We start from the raw sequence: 13,045 nt of genomic DNA on the forward strand, positions 1-13,045 counted from the left end.
CCACCCGGCGGGCGTGCCGCGCCGCGCGTCTAGGCTGGAACGCATGCTCCTCGCGATCGACACCTCCACGGGCACGAGTGTCGCCGTGGTCGACCGCGATGCCGGGATCCTCGCCGAGGCAGGCACCCACGACACCATGCGCCACGCCGAGGCGATCGGCGGTGCCATCCGCGACGTGCTCGAGCGCGCCGGAGTGCGTGCGACCGAGCTGTCCGCGGTCGCCGCGGGAATGGGTCCCGGGCCCTTCACCGGGCTTCGCGTCGGCATCGCCGCCGCGCGCGCATTCGCCCTCGGCATCGACCGCCCCGTCGTCCCCGTCGTGAGCCACGACGCGGTCGCGCTCGCGTGGTACTCCGACGGCGGCCGCGGACCGCTCCAGGTCGTCACCGACGCCCGGCGCCGCGAATCGGCGGTGACCGACTACGACGGGCTCGACGACGCCGGGCTCCCGGTGCGGCTCGGCATGCCGCGACTCGAGCCCCGCGACGCGGTGCCCTCGCCCCGCGGCATCCGATTCGACGCCGACACCGTCTCGGCCGGTTCGCTCGGGCTCCTCGCCGAACTCGGCTGGTCGGCGAGCCGGCTGCCGCTCGCCGGCGACGAACCGCTCTACCTGCGCGCGCCCGACGTGACGCCCTCGACGGGCAAGCGGGTGACTCCATGAGCCTGATGCTGCGCCGCGCGCGCCCCGACGACCTCGCCGCGATCATGGTGATCGAACGGGCGACCTTCGCGACCGACGCGTGGCCCGAGCAGGCCATGCGTGCCGAGCTCGAGGGCGAGCACACCTACTACCTCGTGGTCGTCGACGACGCGAGTCCCGACGTGGCCGTCGCGTACGCCGGGCTGCTCGCGCCGCGCGGGTCCGGCCAGGGCGACGTCCAGACCATCGCGGTCGACGCGGCCGCCCGCGGGCGCGGCCTCGGGCGGGCCCTCATGCACTCGCTGATCGACGAGGCACGCCGCCGCGGCGCGGCCGAGCTCTTCCTCGAGGTGCGCGCCGACAACCCGGTGGCGCGCGGCTTGTACGCGTCCCTCGGGTTCGAGGAGATCGGCGTGCGACGGGGCTACTACCAGCCCGACGGCGTCGACGCGATCGTCATGCGGCTCGAGGTGCCGCCCGCGGTCGCCCGCCCGGCCGCATCCGCACACCACCTCGCCGCACCCGCAGGAGACCAGACGTGAACCGCGACGCCCCGCTCGTGCTCGGCATCGAGACCTCGTGCGACGAGACGGGCGTCGGCATCGTCCGCGGCACCGAGCTGCTCGCCAACGCCATCGCCTCGTCGATGGAGGAGCACGCCCGGTACGGCGGCGTCGTGCCCGAGGTCGCGGCACGCGCGCACCTCGAGGCGCTCGGGCCGACCATCCGTGCGGCGCTCGCCGAGGCATCCGTCGACCTCGCCGACATCGACGCCGTGGCCGTCACGAGCGGGCCGGGGCTCGCGGGCGCGCTCATGGTGGGTGTCGGCGCCGCGAAGGCCCTGGCGCTCTCGCTCGAGAAGCCGATCTACGCCGTCAACCACCTCGTGGGGCACGTGGGCGCCGACCTGCTCGGCGACCGGCCGCTCGAGACGCCGAGCGTCGCGCTGCTCGTCTCGGGAGGCCACACGTCGCTGCTGCTCGTGCGCGACCTGGACTCCGACGTCGAACTGCTCGGCGAGACGATCGACGACGCGGCCGGCGAAGCGTTCGACAAGGTCGCCCGGCTGCTCGGCCTGCCCTACCCCGGCGGGCCCGAGATCGACCGCGCCGCGGTCGGCGGCGACCCCGACGCCATTCGCTTCCCCCGCGGACTCACGCGGCCGAAGGACCTCGAGCGGCATCGCTACGACTTCTCGTTCTCGGGCCTGAAGACCGCGGTCGCGCGCTGGGTCGAGCAGCGCGACGCCGCTGGCGAGCCCGTTCCGTTGGCCGACGTCGCGGCGAGCTTCCGCGAGGCCGTGGTCGACGTGCTCGTCTCGAAGGCCATCGCGGCGTGCACCGACCTCGGCGTGCCGCGGCTCCTGCTCGGCGGGGGCGTCGTCGCGAACCGGCGGCTTCGCGAGGTCGCCGAGCAGCGAGCGGATGCCGCGGGCATCTCCCTGCGCGTCCCGCCGCTGTCGCTCTGCACCGACAACGGCGCCATGATCGCGGCCCTCGGCGCACGGCTCGTCATGGCCGGGCATGCGCCGTCGACGCTCGACTTCGGAGCCGATTCGACCCTGCCCGTCACCGACATCCAGACGTAGCGCGGCGTCGCACTCCGACGCTGGAGGACATGGGGACTTCTGCCCCTGCCGGCCGTCTGCGGTGCGCGCTATCGTGGCGCGAGAACCCGCGAATGCGGGGTGCCGACGCGCGCCGCCGGTCGTTGACACCGTCCTGCGGCGCTGCCAGCATGGCCCAGTCCATGCACTCACCGAGGGAGCAGCTTCACATGACCGATCCGAACGCCGACCCGAACGTGCCGAACGTTCCTCCGCCTCCGCCCGCCCAGACCGCGCCGTCGTACGGCACCAACGCCCCGTCCTACGACACGAGCTCGCCCTCGTACGCCGCCGCTCCGGCCGGGCAGAAGACCAACGTCCTCGCGATCGTGTCGCTCGTGTCGGCGTTCTTCATCTCGCTCGTCGCCATCATCACGGGGCACATCGCCCTGAGCCAGATCAAGAAGACGGGCGAGCAGGGCCGCGGCCTCGCGATCGCCGGACTCATCATCGGGTACGTCGGCCTCGTCGTCGGCATCATCGTCGCGATCGTGTGGTTCGCCATCATCGGCACCGCGATCAGCACCGGCAACGTCACCACCTACTGATCCACCCGCAGCACGGAAGGGGCTCGACATGAGCGATCCGAGGAATCCCGACGAGCCGGCCCAGCCGGTCACCCCGTCAGAACCGACGGTTCCAGCTGAGCCCGTCGAGCCCCCCGTGCCCGCGGAGCCGGTCGAGCCCACCATCCCGGCCGAGCCGACCGAGCCGTCCATCCCCGCCGAGCCGAGCCCCGAGCCCGGCCCCGCGGCGCCCGAGCCGTTCCACCCGCTCGAGGTGCCCGAACCGCCCGCGCCCCCGTCGGCGCCCGGGACGCCCAGCGCTCCGCCGCCGCCATCCGCACCCGAGCCGCCGGCACCGCCGGCGCCGCCCTCCTACGAGGCGGGCGTCCCGTCGTCGCCGTACGGCGCGGCGTCCGACGCCACGCCGCCCGTGTACGGCGCGGCTCCCGCGGCGTACGGCCAGGGCGCGCAGTACGGCGCGCCCTCCGATCCGTACGCGGCGGCTCCGCCGGCGTACGGGGCCGCGCCCGGCGCGGGCGTCCCCGGGTACACGGCGCCGTCGGCGAAGCCGACGCCGGTCTACAGCCTCATCTCGCTGATCGCCGGCATCATCGGCATCATCGGCTCGCCGATCCTCTTCGTGCCGTTCGTCGGCGGCGTGCTCGGCCTGTTCGTGCCGGCCGCCGCGGTCGTGCTCGGCTTCATCGGGCGCCGCAAGGAGCCGGCCGCCAAGGGCATGTGGCTCACGGGCATCGTGCTCGGCTTCATCGGCCTGGCGCTCGCCATCCTGTCGTTCGTCCTGTGGGGCGTGCTCTTCGCCGTGAGCGGCAGCTACAGCGGCTACCCCTACTGATCCCGACGCCGTGACCCACGAGCGGATGCCTCCCGCCGAGCGCCCGACCGGAGCGGATCCGGCCGAGGCGCCCGCCGCCGGCGCTCCGCCCGCGGTTCCGACGCACACGGCGCCGACCCCCATCGGGCCGCACACCGCGATCGAGCCCGAGACCGCGCCGCCCGCCGACGGGCAGGAAAGACCCTCGGCGGCTCCGCCGCGCGAGATCGATCGGCCGTACGACACCGGCGAGCTGCACGGACTGCCGACGGGGCAGCTGCTCGCCGTACGTCGCCCCGAGCCCGAGATCCGCGTGGACGACCTCGAGGAGGACGAGCACCGCCGCCTCTACAGCTACGTCGCTGCCGTGCTCGGCGTGGCCGGCGCCGCGGCGTCCCTGCTCGTCGGATGGATGTTCCCGCTGTCGATCGCCGCGATCGTGTTCGGCGTGCTCGGCCTCCGACGTGAGGAGCACGGCCGCATCCCCGCCTTCGTCGGCATCGGCACCGGCATCGCGGGCCTCGTGTTCTCGTTCGTCTGGCTCGGCTACTACGCCATCGTGTTCGGCGCGTTGAGGCCCTGAGTCAGAGACGTTCGACGAGGAGGGCGACGTGCCGCCCCTCCTCACGGGTGAGCACGATCGTGGCGGCGTCGTCGCCCTTGAGCTTGAGCCGGGTGCGGAGCGCCGCAGGGTCGACGTCGACGCCGCGTTTCTTGATCTCGAGCGTGCCGACCCCGCGGGCGTGCAGCGCCTGGCGGAGGTGCCGCTCGTCGGCGGGCAGCCGCTCGAGCACGCGGAACGCCCGCGCGAACGGGCTCTCGACGAGTCGGTCGCCGGTGAAGTAGGCGATGCCGTCGCTCAGCATCCACGCCCCGTTGGAGCGGGCGAGGTCGCCGATGAGCCGGGCGCGGATCACCGCCCCGTCGGGCTCGTACAGGTAGTCGCCCAGCGGCCCGACGGGCGCATCCTCGCTGTCGGCCGGCGCGACCAGCTCGTGCGCTGCGTCGCCGCGGATGACGAGCGCGGCACGGCCGACGCCGCTCCGGGCGAGCGCACCCGTCCACACCGCGAGCTCGACGACGTCGCCGTCGACCGAGACCCATTGCGCCTCCGTCCCGGCCGGGACCACCCCGCGATCGGTGCCGGGACCGAGCTTGACGCCCACCGGCATCCGCTCGCCCAGGCCGAACGCGAAGTCGAGCGAGGGCGAGTACTCGGCCGCATCGGCGAGGCGGGTCGTGGTGCCGCCCGCGGTGGTACGGCGCGCGGGGTCGAGCCACGCGCCGTCGATGCCGGCGAGCGAGACGTCCTCGGCGCGGGCGTGGAGCACGCGCACGCGGGGAAACGGGGTGAGGTTGAAGGCCGCGACGGCCGCCGTCACCTCGTCGGCCTCGGCCGCGGTCACCTCGAGGTCGATCGCCGCGAAGGCGAGCGCATCGCCGCCGATGCCGCAGCCCAGGTCGGCGACGTGCCGGAGCCCGGCGCGTGCGTAGCGCCCGGCGTGGAGCGCGGCCACGCGGAGCCTCGTGGACTGCTCGAGCCCGGCCTCGGTGAACAGCATGCGGTCGGCGAACTCGCCGAACTTCGAGCGCGCCCGGGTGCGCAGTTTGGACTGGCTCAGCACGGCGGCCACGAGTCCGGGGGAGTGGCCCTGCTTGCGCAGGTCGGCCACGGTGCGCACCACGTCGGCGCTGCTGGTCCAGGCCGGAAGCGAGTCGAGGAGGTCGAGGCCCTGCGGGGAGAGCAGCTGCACCAGCTCGTCGCGTTCCACGCGGCCACGCTAGCACTGCGACATCCGCTGGCACTCACGTTGCACGAGTGCCAGAACCACCATAGACTCGGGTTAGCACTCTCACTCAGAGGCTGCTAACCCCAGTCTTCGTCAAGAAAGAGGTCAACCGTGTCGGTTTCCATCAAGCCGCTCGAGGATCGCATCGTCATCAAGCAGGTCGAGGCCGAGCAGACCACCGCTTCGGGCCTGGTCATCCCCGACACCGCCAAGGAGAAGCCGCAGGAGGGCGAGGTCGTCGCCGTGGGCCCGGGCCGCATCGACGACAACGGCAACCGCGTCCCGCTCGACGTGTCCGTCGGCGACAAGGTCCTGTACTCCAAGTACGGCGGCACCGAGGTGAAGTTCGGCGGCGAGGAGTTCCTCGTGCTGTCGGCTCGCGACGTGCTGGCGGTCGTCGTCCGCTAGTCGGCACCGACATCGTCCGCGGCCCGGATGCCACTCGGCATCCGGGCCGCGTCGCGTCTCCGGGCCCGAACACGACGGCGATCGGATGGCGCGTCCCGGCCGGATCTCGACGGAGGACGGCAGGCGATCCGCCGGCCCGGGTCGGCGGCCGCACGTAGGCTGATCCGGTGACCTCCGCTCCACCGACCGCCTCACGGGCGCGAACTCCGCGTGCGAGCCTCAATCGTGCAGGGCTCGCCTACGCGGTCTCCGCCTACGCGCTGTGGGGCTTCCTCCCCATCTACTTCATCGCGCTCGCGCCCACCACGCCCGTCGAGATCGTCGCGTGGCGCATCCTGCTCTCGCTGGTGTTCTGCGCCCTGCTCATCGCCCTGACACGCTCGTGGCGCACGTTCGCCGGGCTGCTCCGAGACCGCCGCGTGGTGCTCATCATGGGGGCGGCGGGCGCGCTCATCTTCGTCAACTGGCTCACGTACGTCTTCGCGGCCGTGTCCGGCCAAGTCGTCGAGGCCGCGCTCGGGTACTTCATCAACCCGATCGTGACGGTCTTCCTCGGGGTGCTCGTGCTCAGGGAACGCCTCAACGCCGTGCAGTGGACCGCGGTGGGCATCTCGATCGTCGCCGTCGTCGTGCTCGCCGTCGGATACGGCCAGGTGCCGTGGATCGCGCTGGTGCTGGCCTTCAGCTTCGGCTTCTACGGGCTCATCAAGAAGCACGTGGGCCCCCGGGTCGACGCCGTCTCCGGCCTGACGCTCGAGACCGCGTGGCTCGCGCCGCTCGCCGCCGTGCTGCTCGTCGTCGAGGGCCTCACCACCGGGCTCACCATGGGCACCGAAGGCACCTGGCACACGGTGCTGCTGCTCGCGGCCGGAGCCGTCACCGCGATCCCGCTGCTGCTCTTCGCGGCCGCCTCCCGGCGCCTGCCGCTGATCTACATGGGCTTCATCCAGTACTTCGCCCCGTTCATCCAGTTCCTGGTCGGGGTCGTGATCCTGAACGAGCCCATGCCGCTCGAGCGATGGATCGGCTTCGGACTCGTCTGGATCGCGCTCGTCGTGCTGGCGTTCGACCTCGCCAGGGGCGCACGCGCCGCCCGTCGGGCGGCGCTCGCGGCCCTCTGACCGTGGCGAGCGGTCCTGGCGCACCCCGCGATCTGGGGGTTGCGCGCGGGTGGAGCCGACGGCGATTGCGTGCGCGAAACGGGCCGCCGACGCGCATTTCATGCGCATCCGCGCACCGATGTGTCGCTCGGGTAACGATTGGCCCGGTGTTACCGGGTTGTGATCGGGATCGCTTGTTTCGACCAGACCCGGGCAATACTGTCAAACCACCGGCGTCGGAAGACGCTGCAATCTGTGTACCGATCCTTCAGTCCCAAGGAGCAACATGAGCGTATTCGCGAAGGCCACCGCCTCGCGCTCGGCTCGCGCGGCCTGGACGGGCATCGCCATCGCCGGCGTGTCCGCCCTCCTCCTCACCGCGTGCAGCACGGGCGGCAATCCGGAGCCCGCCGAGTCGGAGGAAGCCGCCGACACTGGCGACGCGCTGGAGATCGAGGCGGGTGAGCGCGACCTCACCCTGAAGGTCGGCACCATCCTTCCCCAGAGCGGCACCCTCGCCTTCCTCGGCCCGCCCGAGGAGGCCGGCGTGGCGCTCGCCGCGCAGGAGATCAACGAGGCCGATGCCGGCATCAACGTCGAGGTCGTCTACCGCGACTCCGGCGACACCACGACCGACATCGCCACCGTCTCGGTGACCGACCTCCTCTCGCAGGACGTCTCGGCCATCGTCGGTGCGGCGTCGTCCGGTGTGTCGCTCACCGTGATCGACCAGATCACATCCGCCGGTGTCGTGCACTTCTCGCCCGCCAACACGTCGCCCGACTTCACGGACTACGAGGACAACGGGCTGTACTTCCGTACGGCTCCCTCCGACCTGCTTCAGGGCGAGGTGCTCGGCAACCTGATCGCCGAGGACGGCGCGTCCACGCTCGGCCTGCTCGTGCTGAACGACCCGTACGGCACCGGACTCGCCGGTGCCCTGAAGGAGACGTTCGAGTCGGCCGGCGGCGAGGTCGTCGCCGAGGAGCTGTTCAACACCGGTGACTCGAACTTCGACTCGCAGCTCTCGGCGATCAACGCCGCGAACCCCGATGCCGTGGCCGTCATCACATTCGACGAGTCCAAGGTCGTCGTTCCGGCGCTCGTCGGCTCCGGGTACCCCGGCAGCCAGCTGTACTTCGTCGATGGCAACCTGAAGGACTACAGCGCTGACTTCGCCCCCGGCTTGATCGCCGATGCGAAGGGCACGCTGCCCGGTCCGAAGCTCGAGGACGACTTCCGCGAGCGCCTCCTCGAGGTCGACCCGGCCCTGACCGACTTCAGCTACGGCCCCGAGTCGTACGACGCGCTCATGCTCATCGCGATGGCCGCCTATGCGGCGAACAGCGTCGAGGGCACCGACATCGGCGAGTACCTCCAGCAGGTGTCGGGTGGCTCGGGCGACGGTGAGAAGGTCACGTCCTTCGCCGACGCCGCGGCGCTCCTCGCCGAGGGCCAGCAGGTCGACTACGACGGTGCATCGGGTCCGATCACCCTCAATGAGAAGGGTGACCCGACCGAGGCGACCATCGGCATCTACCAGTACGGTGACGACAACAAGTACACCCGCATCAACTGATCGCTGACGCGACACGAAGGGCCCTGGCTCCGGCCGGGGCCCTTTCGTCTGTCCGCGGGAATGCCCATGGGATGGAAGGATGCGGTGTCGAGCGGATGCCGTCGGGGTCGTGCCCGGCGCTCAGAACCCGTGCGAAGCGCCCGGTTCCGGCCGACGTGATGCCGGGACGCGACCCGGTCCGAGGCGACCACCGTGGATCGCAGCCGCCCGCTCGGTACAATGCGCCTCACGTGAGGTTCGGTTCACATGAGCCATCGTGGGACCATCGCGGGCGGTGATCGCATGCCTGGCGCCATCGACATGCGACGAGGGGAGGCGGTCACAGCGTGGCACCGTCCAGGACAGGCGAGTCGGCAGTCGATCGGTAGCGATGTCGCCGATCCGCAGCCGCCGTGTCGTGTCACGTGCCGAGAACGGCGAAGGGGCGGATGCCGTAGCATCCGCCCCTTCGACCACCCGAGGTGGCTCAGTCCTGCCCGAGCGTACCGAGGTACAGGCCGATGACCTTCGGGTCGTTCAGCAGCTCGCGCCCGGGGCCCTCGTACGCGTCACGACCCTGGTCGAGCACGTACCCTCGGTCGCAGATCTGGAGGCAGCGCCGAGCGTTCTGCTCGACCATGATGGTCGTCACGCCCGCACGGTTGATCTCCTTGACCCGGAGGAACGCCTCGTCCTGGCGGACGGGGGAGAGACCGGCCGACGGCTCGTCGAGCAGCAGCACGTGCGGCCCCATCATCAGCGCGCGCGACATGGCGACCATCTGGCGCTCGCCACCTGAGAGCGAGCCGGCGCGCTGGCCGAGTCGCTTGCCGAGCTCCGGGAAGATCTCGGTCACGAACTCGAGGCGCTCCTTGAGCCCCTTGGGCTTCTGGAAGAGGCCCATCTCGAGGTTCTCCTGGATGGTGAGCGAGGGGAACACGTTGTTCGTCTGCGGGACGAACCCGACGCCCTTCGCGACCAGCCGGTTCGCCTTGAGGTTGGTGATCTCCTCGCCCTGCAGGTAGATGCCACCCTCGCGGACGCGCACCAGGCCGAAGATGGCCTTCAAGAGCGTCGACTTGCCGGCGCCGTTGGGGCCGATGATGCCGATCAGCTCACCTTGGCGGGCGGTCAGCGAGCAGCCGTTGAGGATGTTCACGCCCGGCAGGTACCCGGCGGTCACGTCGCGCACCTCGACGACCATGTCGTCCTGGGCGACCGCGGTGCCGCCCGCAGGCTGCGGGGCCGCGGCCGGGACCGATTCACTGTTCGTCATCGATGAGCTCCTTCAGTGCTTCGACGTGGCCGGTGTCGGTCGCGCCGAGATCCGTGTCGTGGTGCGCGCCGAGATAGGCGTCGATCACGGCCTGGTCCTGCATGACCGTGTGAGGGTCGCCCTCGGCCACGATCTTGCCCTCGGCCATCACGACGACCCAGTCGGCGATGTGGCGCACCATGTGCATGTCGTGCTCGACGAACAGCACGGTCATGCCCTGCGACTTCAGGTCGAGGATGTGGTCGAGCAGCGACTGGGTCAGTGCCGGGTTGACCCCGGCCATCGGCTCGTCGAGCATCACGAGGGTGGGGTCGCTCATGAGCGCCCGAGCCATCTCGAGCAGCTTGCGCTGGCCGCCCGAGAGGCTCGCCGCGTAGTCCTCCTGCTTGGCGTCGAGCTTGAAGCGCGTCAGCAGCTCCTTCGCCTTCGCCTCGATCTCGTCCTCCTGCTTGCGCCACAGGAACGGCAGGATCGACCGGAAGAGGTTCTCGCCGGTCTGCGACTTCGCGCCCAGCTTCATGTTGTCGAGCACCGTGAGCAGGCCGAGCGCCTTCGTCAGCTGGAAGGTGCGGATGAGGCCCATGCGCGCGACCCGGTACGCCGGAACGTGCGCGAGCGAACGGCCGTCGAACTCCCACTTGCCCTCGTCGGGCTTGTCGAAGCCCGTGAGCAGGTTGAAGAACGTGGTCTTGCCGGCGCCGTTCGGGCCGATGAGGGCCGTGATGGCCCCGCGTGGGATCTCGACGTGATCGACGTCGACGGCGGTGAGGCCGCCGAACGTGCGCTTGACGCCGTCGGCGACGAGGATCGGATCGACCTTCTTGACGCCCGGTGCGGCGTCGCCGACGTGGAGGCCGGTGCTCTTGACCGGCTTGGTCGCGGGAGTGACGTTATCGGACAAAGGCCAACTCCTTCTTATTGCCGAAGATGCCCTGTGGCCTGAAGACCACGAGCAGCATGATGCCAACGCCCACCAGGATGAACGTGAGCTGGCCCGCCTGCACCGGCGTCATGAACGGGAACCAGCCGGCCTCCACCCCACGGGCAACGAATCCCGAAAAGAACGAGATGAGCACCCAGAAGAGCATCGCACCCACGATGGGACCGAGGATCGTCGCGGCGCCGCCCAGCAGCAGGATCGCGTAGATGAAAAACGTCAGCGACGTCTGGTAGTTCGCCGGCACGACCGCGCGGGGCATGATGAACACCATGCCCGCGACAGTGCCGAAGACGCCACCGAGGATCAGGCTCTGCATCTTGTAGGAGTACACGTTCTTGCCGAGCGCACGCACGGCGTCCTCGTCCTCGCGGATGCCCTTGATCACGCGACCCCACGGACTGCGCATGAGCAGCCAGGTGAAGAGGGCCGCGAGGATCACGATGGTCCAGCCCACGATCCGGATCCACCAGTCGTAGGCGTTGTACGTGAACGGACCGAACCCGTACGTGCCGTCGGGGATGGGGTTCAGCGCCGCGAACCCGCCCTTGTAGCCCTGGAGGCCGCTCGCCGAGCCTGTGACGTCCTCGAACGTGTTCGTGGTGAAGATGAGGCGGAGGATCTCGGCTGCGGCGATGGTGACGATGGCCAGGTAGTCGGCTCGCAGTCGCAGGGTCGGGATACCGAGGATGAGCGCGAACACCACTGAGGCGCCGATGCCGGTGAGCACCGCCGCCCACACCGGGAAGCCGAACGTGAGCGTGGAGATCGCGTAGCCGTAGGCACCGATGGCCATGAAGCCCGCCTGGCCGAAGTTGAGCAGGCCCGTGTAGCCGAAGTGGATCGCCAGGCCGAGCGCCGCGAGGGCGTAGGCGGCGGTCGTCGGGCTGATGAGCTGCTGCGACGCGTTGGAGAGGATCGCAATCCAGTCGATCATGAGGTCGCTCCTTATCCGATTCTCTCTCGGCGACCGAGGATGCCCTGCGGTCGGAACAGCAGCACGAGGATCAGCACGACCAGCGCGCCGACGTACTTCATGTCGCTCGGCAGCCAGAGCGTGGAGAGCTCGACGAAGAGGCCCACGATGAGCGAGCCGACGAGCGCGCCGAACGCGGTGCCGAGACCGCCCAGGGTGACCGCGGCGAAGATGAGCAGCAGGATCTGGAAGCCCATGTCCCAGCTCACGCCCGGGCGGAAGTACGCCCAGAGGATGCCCGAGAGGCCCGCGAGCACGGCGCCGAGGACCCACACGATGCGGATGACGCGGTCGACATCGATGCCGCTCGCGGCGGCGAGCGGCGCGTTGTCGGACACTGCCCGAGTGGCCTTGCCGATGCGCGTGCGGAGCAGGAAGTAGGCGACCGCGAGCAGCACCACGATGGAGGTCGCCATGCTGATCACGTCGATCCACGAGAGCGTGATGGGCCCGATGTGGATGTCGGAGGGCAGCGTGGCGCCCGGCAGCTGGCGCGTCGCGCCGCCGTAGAAGAACTGGTAGGTGTACCGGATCGCGAGCGAGAGGCCGATGCTGACGATCATGAGCGGGATCAGCGCGACCCCGCGCCGTCGCAGCGGCTTCCAGAGCGCCGCGTCGAGCGTCCAGCCGAGCGCGCCGGAGAGCACCAGCGAGATGATCAGCGCGAGCCAGACCGGCAGCGCGAGATCGACCCCGAAGGTCAGCATCATCAAGGCGCCGAAGGTGACCATCTCGGCGTGCGCGAAGTTCGACAACCCGGTGGTGCCGAAGATGAGCGACAGGCCGATCGCGGCGAGCGCGAGCAGGAGGCCGAAGTTCAGGCCGTTCACCACCCGGATGAGCACCTGCGCGCCGAGGTCGGTCGTGACTCGCTGGCCTTCGCCGAGGAAGAAGTTGACGGACTTGCGGTTCGTCAGGCCGAACTCGGCCTCGACGGTCGACTGGCCGTCCTCGACGACGACGCCCTCGGGGAGCGTGTCCTCGTTGAGCGTGATCTCATAGGTCGCCTTCTCGGGAACGCCGATCGTCCAGCGCCCGTCGGCGTCGGTCTCGGTCGATCCTTCGAATCCGTTGCCCTCGACCGTGATCTCGACGCCCCTCAGGGGCTCGTCCTCGTACTGCACGTTGCCGCTGAAGAAGTACTCGAACTCCTCTTCGGCCGCCGTGTCCGTACCCCCTTCGTCCGCCAACGCAGGGGACGCTGCGATGCCGGACAGAGTGAGTGCGGAGACGAGGAGTCCGAAGAGGATGAGCCACCTCCCGCGAGAACGTGTGGGGACTGTTCGCGTGGGTTCCACTGCACCTCCAAAGATCCCGACCGGGGGTTACGGTCGGGTCCGGCTTCCTGACGACGACGTCGTCGACAGTACGTGCCGATTATGTCCCAAGTGTTTCACCAAGGCTCACGATCGG

The 13,045-nt window shown here is 70.3% G+C and carries 14 protein-coding genes; 9 read left to right on the plus strand and 5 right to left on the minus strand.

From position 1 onward, the window contains the following. Nucleotides 1-43 precede the first annotated feature (43 nt). The 6 genes from tsaB to BLT99_RS01205 all read left to right on the plus strand — a co-directional run bounded on the left by tsaB (nt 44) and on the right by BLT99_RS01205 (nt 4,170). The gene (gene tsaB / locus BLT99_RS01180) at nt 44-664 is read left to right on the plus strand and encodes a tRNA (adenosine(37)-N6)-threonylcarbamoyltransferase complex dimerization subunit type 1 TsaB (protein ID WP_092668597.1); all 621 of its coding nucleotides are present in this window, start codon (nt 44-46) and stop codon (nt 662-664) included. After that, on the plus strand, nt 661-1,185 hold the full coding sequence (rimI, locus tag BLT99_RS01185) for a ribosomal protein S18-alanine N-acetyltransferase (RefSeq protein ID WP_092668599.1): 525 nt from the start codon (nt 661-663) through the stop codon (nt 1,183-1,185). The genes tsaB and rimI overlap by 4 nt, the downstream gene beginning before the upstream one ends. Then, nucleotides 1,182-2,231 (plus strand): tRNA (adenosine(37)-N6)-threonylcarbamoyltransferase complex transferase subunit TsaD, encoded by a 1,050-nt coding sequence (tsaD, locus tag BLT99_RS01190; protein ID WP_092668601.1) that lies wholly within the window; start codon nt 1,182-1,184, stop codon nt 2,229-2,231. Before rimI ends, tsaD begins: the two co-directional genes overlap by 4 nt. Before the next feature lie 188 nt (nt 2,232-2,419). Next, nucleotides 2,420-2,797, plus strand: a complete 378-nt coding sequence (locus BLT99_RS01195; protein WP_092668603.1) for a DUF4190 domain-containing protein — start codon at nt 2,420-2,422, stop codon at nt 2,795-2,797. A 28-nt stretch (nt 2,798-2,825) separates the two neighbouring features. Then, entirely contained in the window at nt 2,826-3,608 is a 783-nt protein-coding gene (locus tag BLT99_RS01200) for a DUF4190 domain-containing protein (protein WP_133988585.1), read from the plus strand. A 25-nt stretch (nt 3,609-3,633) separates the two neighbouring features. Further along, nucleotides 3,634-4,170 (plus strand): DUF4190 domain-containing protein, encoded by a 537-nt coding sequence (locus BLT99_RS01205; protein WP_092668607.1) that lies wholly within the window; start codon nt 3,634-3,636, stop codon nt 4,168-4,170. Between the two features lies 1 nt (nt 4,171). Here BLT99_RS01205 and BLT99_RS01210 read toward each other — a convergent pair whose 3' ends face one another. Next, nucleotides 4,172-5,359, minus strand: a complete 1,188-nt coding sequence (locus BLT99_RS01210; protein WP_092668609.1) for a class I SAM-dependent methyltransferase — start codon at nt 5,357-5,359, stop codon at nt 4,172-4,174. Nucleotides 5,360-5,488: 129 nt separating this feature from the next. Here BLT99_RS01210 and groES point away from each other — a divergent pair, with 129 nt between their 5' ends. The 3 genes from groES to BLT99_RS01225 all read left to right on the plus strand — a co-directional run bounded on the left by groES (nt 5,489) and on the right by BLT99_RS01225 (nt 8,464). Next, nucleotides 5,489-5,785: a co-chaperone GroES gene (gene groES / locus BLT99_RS01215; protein ID WP_092668611.1), complete on the plus strand. Its 297-nt coding sequence runs from the start codon at nt 5,489-5,491 to the stop codon at nt 5,783-5,785. Between the two features lie 167 nt (nt 5,786-5,952). Next, a complete protein-coding gene (rarD, locus tag BLT99_RS01220) occupies nt 5,953-6,906 on the plus strand; it encodes an EamA family transporter RarD (protein WP_092668613.1) in 954 nt (317 codons plus the stop codon). 265 nt (nt 6,907-7,171) lie between these two features. Then, nucleotides 7,172-8,464 carry an ABC transporter substrate-binding protein gene (locus BLT99_RS01225; protein WP_092668615.1) on the plus strand — a complete coding sequence of 431 codons (1,293 nt, stop codon included), beginning with the start codon at nt 7,172-7,174 and terminating at the stop codon, nt 8,462-8,464. Between the two features lie 466 nt (nt 8,465-8,930). Here BLT99_RS01225 and BLT99_RS01230 read toward each other — a convergent pair whose 3' ends face one another. Genes BLT99_RS01230 through BLT99_RS01245 form a run of 4 tightly spaced genes read right to left on the minus strand, consistent with a single transcriptional unit; the run spans nt 8,931 to nt 12,882 of the window. Next, complete coding sequence (locus tag BLT99_RS01230; RefSeq protein ID WP_092668617.1) at nt 8,931-9,719, minus strand: ABC transporter ATP-binding protein; 789 nt, start codon at nt 9,717-9,719, stop codon at nt 8,931-8,933. Then, nucleotides 9,706-10,620 (minus strand): ABC transporter ATP-binding protein, encoded by a 915-nt coding sequence (locus tag BLT99_RS01235; protein WP_092668619.1) that lies wholly within the window; start codon nt 10,618-10,620, stop codon nt 9,706-9,708. Before BLT99_RS01235 ends, BLT99_RS01230 begins: the two co-directional genes overlap by 14 nt. Further along, entirely contained in the window at nt 10,610-11,590 is a 981-nt protein-coding gene (locus tag BLT99_RS01240) for a branched-chain amino acid ABC transporter permease (protein ID WP_092675385.1), read from the minus strand. Before BLT99_RS01240 ends, BLT99_RS01235 begins: the two co-directional genes overlap by 11 nt. Nucleotides 11,591-11,604: 14 nt before the next feature. Beyond that, nucleotides 11,605-12,882 carry a branched-chain amino acid ABC transporter permease gene (locus BLT99_RS01245; protein WP_172802992.1) on the minus strand — a complete coding sequence of 426 codons (1,278 nt, stop codon included), beginning with the start codon at nt 12,880-12,882 and terminating at the stop codon, nt 11,605-11,607. Nucleotides 12,883-13,045 lie beyond the last annotated feature (163 nt).

The sequence above is a fragment of the Agromyces flavus genome (assembly GCF_900104685.1).
Lineage (GTDB): Bacteria > Actinomycetota > Actinomycetes > Actinomycetales > Microbacteriaceae > Agromyces > Agromyces flavus.